The sequence below is a fragment of the Bacteroides sp. 1_1_14 genome (assembly GCF_000162515.1).
Classification (GTDB): Bacteria; Bacteroidota; Bacteroidia; order Bacteroidales; family Bacteroidaceae; genus Bacteroides; species Bacteroides thetaiotaomicron.
This window is the reverse complement of record NZ_GG774711.1, coordinates 127,254-133,253: the sequence shown is the minus strand read 5'-3', so window position 1 is coordinate 133,253 and position 6,000 is coordinate 127,254. Positions and strand designations below refer to the sequence as shown.

3 protein-coding genes are annotated in these 6,000 nt (G+C 45.9%); all 3 read left to right on the top strand.

Features of this window, described 5'->3' with window-relative positions; genetic code table 11:
* On the top strand, positions 1-238 hold a 238-nt coding region (locus tag HMPREF9007_RS27880; RefSeq protein ID WP_277754709.1), incomplete at its 5' end, for a hypothetical protein.
* A gap of 17 nt (positions 239-255) precedes the next feature.
* On the top strand, positions 256-2,511 hold the full coding sequence (locus HMPREF9007_RS03730; protein WP_016266951.1) for a GH92 family glycosyl hydrolase: 2,256 nt from the start codon (positions 256-258) through the stop codon (positions 2,509-2,511).
* A 216-nt stretch (positions 2,512-2,727) separates the two neighbouring features.
* Positions 2,728-5,295, top strand: a complete 2,568-nt coding sequence (locus HMPREF9007_RS03735) for a hypothetical protein (protein WP_008763276.1) — start codon at positions 2,728-2,730, stop codon at positions 5,293-5,295.
* Positions 5,296-6,000: the final 705 nt, after the last annotated feature.

Here is a 6,000-nt window from a genome sequence, read left to right as displayed (position 1 = left end):
TGTGAAAGCAAAGAAACGTGCGCTGCTCATCAACGACAAACCTTATACGGCTGTATCCCACGACGGACGCAACGAAATCATCTACAAAGAATTGCCCTTGCTGCAAGGATGGAATAAACTGGTGATCAAACTAGGAGCCGGAGACCGGAACGACTTCACCGGCTATTTCAAATGCGATAACAAGAAAGATTTCCTTCCGCTGTTGAAAGCAGCTTTCGTGAATCCGGAAACCAAATAATAGTAAATAAACAAATGATGAAACTTACACACATTTTAGCCTCGGCGGCTATCATTTCAACGCTGAGTGCATGTAACGGTAGCCTGCAAACAGCGGATCGGACCCCGGTCGATTACGTCAACCCGTATATCGGCAACATCAGCCATCTGCTGGTTCCCACGTTCCCCACCATCCAGTTACCCAACAGTATGCTTCGTGTTTACCCGGAACGTGCCGATTACACCTCCGAACTGCTGAAGGGGCTTCCATTGATCGTCACCAACCACCGGGAACGTTCTGCATTCAATTTCAGTCCCTATCAGGGAGAAAAACTGCGTCCGGTCATAACGTATAACTATGACAACGAGCACATTACTCCTTATTCTTTCGATGTGGAACTGGATGACAACCGTATGAAAGCGGAATATGCGCTTTCCCATCAGTCGGCTATCTACCGGATAACGTATGAGGCAGACAAACCGGCTTATCTCATCGTAAACTCCCGCAATGGCTCTATTCACGCCAACGAGAACTTCATCAGCGGTCGCCAGCAACTAAATGACAACACCAATGTCTATGTATATATAGAAGCACAGGAGAAGCCGATAAGCGCCGGCATCCTCGAAAACGGCACTATTGAAACAAGCAAGGATAATGCCGAAGGCGCAAATGCCTGTGCGGCATGGCGCTTTGCCGATGGAACCACAACGGTCAACCTCCGCTACGGTATTTCTTTCATCAGCGAGGAACAGGCCGAAAAGAACCTGCACCGCGAATTAAAAGACTATAACATCAAAGCACTGGCAGAAGCGGGACGCCAAATCTGGAACGAAACGTTGGGACGTATCCAAGTAGAAGGAGGAACGGAAGATGACAAAACCGTATTCTACTCTTCTTTCTACCGTACCTTCGAACGTCCCATCTGCATGAGCGAAGACGGCCGTTACTTCAGCGCCTTCGATGGAAAGGTACACGAAGACAACGGTACTCCTTTCTACACCGACGACTGGATTTGGGACACTTACCGTGCCGCACATCCTCTCCGCACACTGATCGACCAACAAAAGGAAGAAGACATCATCGCATCCTACCTGCGCATGGCGGAACAAATGGGCAATATGTGGATGCCTACTTTCCCCGAAGTAACAGGTGACACACGTCGCATGAACTCCAATCATGCCGTTGCCACGGTAGCCGACGCACTGGCCAAAGGATTGAAAGTAGACACGGCAAAAGCCTACGAGGCTTGCCGGAAAGGGATTGAAGAAAAGACGCTCGCCCCGTGGTCGGGAGCACCGGCCGGCTGGCTGGACAATTTCTACCGTGAAAACGGTTATATCCCCGCTCTCCGTGTAGATGAACCGGAAAACGACCCGAACGTACATCCTTTCGAGAAGCGCCAGCCTGTCGCTGTCACTCTGGGAACCAGCTACGACCAGTGGTGTCTCTCCCGTATCGCCCAAGCTCTGAACAAGAAGGAAGAAGCCGAATACTATCTGAAATGTTCGTATAACTACCGGAATCTCTACAATAAAGAAACCGCTTTCTTCCATCCGAAAGATAAGGAAGGACAATGGATTGAGCCATTCGACTACCGTTTCCCCGGAGGCATGGGAGCCCGTGAGTATTATGGAGAAAACAACGGCTGGGTTTACCGCTGGGACGTGCCACACAATGTAGCCGACCTCATCAGCCTTATGGGAGGAAACGAGCAGTTCATCGCCAACCTTGACCGCACTTTCACCGAACCGCTGGGACGGAGCAAATATGCATTCTACGCAAAACTGCCCGACCATACGGGTAATGTAGGCCAATTCTCGATGGCGAACGAACCGTCTCTGCACGTTCCTTATCTTTATAACTATGCCGGACAGCCGTGGAAAACACAGAAGCGCATCCGTCAAATGCTGAAAACATGGTTCCGCAATGACCTGATGGGTATTCCGGGAGATGAGGACGGCGGAGGTATGACGTCATTTGTGGTCTTCTCTTCTCTGGGCTTCTACCCTGTCACTCCGGGATTGCCGGCCTACACCATCGGAAGTCCGCTTTTCACAGATGCCAAGATTACACTCAGCAACGGAGCCGTATTTGAAATCGAAGCCAAGAACGCTTCCAATGACAACAAATACATCCAGTCCGCCACACTGAATGGCAAAGAATGGAACAAATCATGGTTCAGCCATGATGACCTGATGAACGGTGGCAAGCTAGTATTGGTAATGGGCAGCAAACCCAACAAGGCATGGGCCAGCGGAGCAGAGGATGTTCCTCCATCATTAGAAATCAAGTAGCTATATTCTAGCGATTAAACGCAAGAGGGTTGTCGAAGAATCATCGAAATAACATCTGATTCTTCGACAATACCTCTTGTCATATTCCCCGGATGTCGGCTATCATATACGAGTATTCCAACACTTTGGTTATATAAAATAAGTCCCCGATTCTTATGAATATCATATTGTTTTTCGTACTTTTGCCACATAGGAACAGATTCAAGTAGAAGTACTATGAAATATCAACTGCAATTATTGATTTTTATCCTGCTTTGCCTGGCGGGCAGACTGGATGCGTCTCCTTTATATGATTACGGACTTTATCTTAAGTCTCATGCCGTACCGGCACCGGAAAGGTCTACCTTATATTTGGATGACAACCAACCTTTCTCCGTAAAAAACGACTTAACCATTTCTTTTCAGATATATATACGTGCCAATGAAGCCGACTATGGCTCCATTCTTCATCTGAAGACAGACAAAGGCCAGATAATACGCTTTTCGTTTGTTGCAGGCGAGCAAAACCATGCTCCCGCTTTAATGCTCAATGATGAGATTATCATCATTGACAAACCCATAGAACTGGAAAAATGGATCAATGTCTCGCTGAATCTGCGTCAGAAAGACAATGTGATCGAAATAGAATACGACAAAAAAAAGATGTCGTCCACCTTCCCCCTGCAAGAAACAAACAGCGTAACGATTACATTCGGCCAGATGCTAGGCTATCAGGCGGAAGTAGCCCCTGTCAACTTAAGGGATATCAACATCATACAGGACGGCAAACTGACAAGAGAATGGAAATTATGGAAACATAATGACAACCTCTGCTATGACGAAAAAGAGGGAGCCGTCGCGCGTGCTGTCCAGCCTCTCTGGCTGATAGACAACCATATCGAATGGAAAACTATCAATAAGATCACTACTTCCAGCAGAGTAGGCATAGCATTCGACGCCCGTTGCGCCTTATTCTATGTAGTCAGTCCCGAATCGGTAAAAGTGCTGGACGAAGACGGAAGACTCAAACAAGAGACTGCCGTACGCGGAGGATATCCTGCCGTAGAATATCCCAACCACCTGCTGTATGATACGCTAAGCAATGCACTGGTATCTTACTCACTGACGGAAAACATCATCTCCCGCTTTTCGTTCGCCGACGGCAAGTGGAGCAACGAAGTGCGGAATACCAAAGAACCCAACAACTATAACCATGCCAAAGCATTTAACCCCGCCGACTCCTCATTCTACTTTTTCGGTGGATATGGCTTCTATAAATACCGTAATGACCTGTTCCGCATGAAGTCCGGCAGTGAAATTATGGAGCAAATTAAATATGATCATCCTCTTTATCCCCGCTATTCTGCTGCTATGGCAGTAGTGGGCGACGAACTATATATCTTTGGAGGCAAAGGAAACAAATATGGTAAACAGGAATTGAGTACCCATTACTACCTCGGCCTGTATGCCATCAATTTAAAAAGTAAACAGTCCCGCACCATCTGGGAGAAAAAAGATGATAACAAGGAAACCATCATGGCTTCCTCCATGTACTTCGAACCGGCAGACAGTTCTTTCTATGCCGTATCTACGGACAACGGGGGAACACTGTGGAAAATTTCCATGAAAAGCCCTGTTTATACAGAAGTTTCAAAACCGATCAATAACCGACTGGATTATCAGGACTGCGATTTTAACCTTTACTATTCACCGACTCACAGGAAACTGTTCCTTGTGCTGGACAAGATACTGAACAATCGTACACACGATATAAAGATCTATTCCATCAATATGCCTCTAGTCAACGAGATAGATATCCGGCAGTCGGTGGATGAAATGGGCTCCGGCAAATGGTGGAATCTGCTGTATGTCATCGGTGTCCTAGCAATATTAGGTTGCGGTGCCTGGCTGTTCTATCGTTCAAGAAGCAAACGTCAGCCAATCCAATCGTCCGCAATCTCAAAAGAAACACTTCAATCGGTTACGGCTCCAAAAGTCATCTCAGAGAATCAGGAGAAAGTTACTCCGACAATGCCGGAACAAGAAAACGAGCCCGCATCGAAAGAGATAGTCCACTACTACGACCGTAGCCGTTCCTCCATCTCATTGCTGGGCTGTTTCAATGTACGCGATAAAGAGGGAAATGATATCACCGCCAATTTCACTCCCCGTCTGAAGCACTTGCTTATTTTGCTGATATTATATACGGAAAAGAATCCGAACGGTATCCTGACCTCCAAAACAACGGGAATCCTATGGCCGGATAAGGAAGAGACGGCTGCCCGCAACAACCGTAACGTAAATTTACGCAAACTGCGGGTATTACTGGAGAGTATCGGTGATGTAGAAGTCGTGACGGAAAACAACTTCATGCACATAAAATGGGGCGAGAACGTATTCTGCGACTATCGCGAAGTACTTGCACGCATCCAGCAATTCAAGGAGAAAGAAAACAGCGAGTTACTCAACCGGATCCTGGAACTTCTGTTGTATGGACCATTGTTGCCCAACACCATTCTCGATTGGTTGGATGACTTCAAAGAGACATACTCCAGCCACTCCATCGACTTGTTGAAGGATCTGTTTGAAATCGAAAAGCAACGCAACCATCCAGACATGATTCTCCGCCTGGCAGACATCATGTTCCTGCATGACCCGCTGAATGAAGAAGCATTGGCCGCCAAATGCGCTGTGTTCTCCGCACAGGGAAAGAAAGGGATTGCACGAAATCTGTATGACCGTTTCTGCAAGGAGTATCGGGACTCGATGGGAGAAGATTATAAAACACCATTCTCCGATTTATAACTGTATAGCTTTACTTCTTTCCTTCACAGAAAGGAACAAAACAGCAGTAACTTCATTCTCCTCCTTCGGGAAGGAGGAGTACCCGTAGGGGGAGGTGGTAGGTGAATACACATGGCTGATTATTAAGTTGATGCGCTCACCTACCACCCCGGCTTTCAGCCACCCCTCCTTCCCGAAGGGAGGGGAATTGAGATACTATCGATTTATTCAAATCTGAATCGGGAATGAGCTAAACTAAACCGTATGGATAGGTAATCAGATGTACGAAAGAAGCATGGAGGACTTGACAAACCGCTTTTTATGTTGTATATTTGTAAGTAGAAACCGGAAGAAAATTCGATAACATTGATAATATAGACGAAAAATGAGCGATAATAAGTATAATATAATAACAGATTACAGGCATTTCTACTTCGGATAATGTTTGTCGGATAGTCTGATACAAGCTAAGGGCTGCGATTCTTTATGGGAATTGCAGCCCTTTTTGTTGCTTTAAATTAATATTTGTTACTAAAATAGCAATATTCGGGTTTATAATAAACTTGGGGGACGTTTATAATAAACGATGAAGGAATTTATTAATAAACGATTGGAAGTTACTGCATAATCGGTCAAGATCTTTCGTATAGATATGGGTGCTGACCTTGAAAAGTTCTTTATCCTTTAAATAAGCAAATGAATTATTTCGACAATGATTCTTTTCTT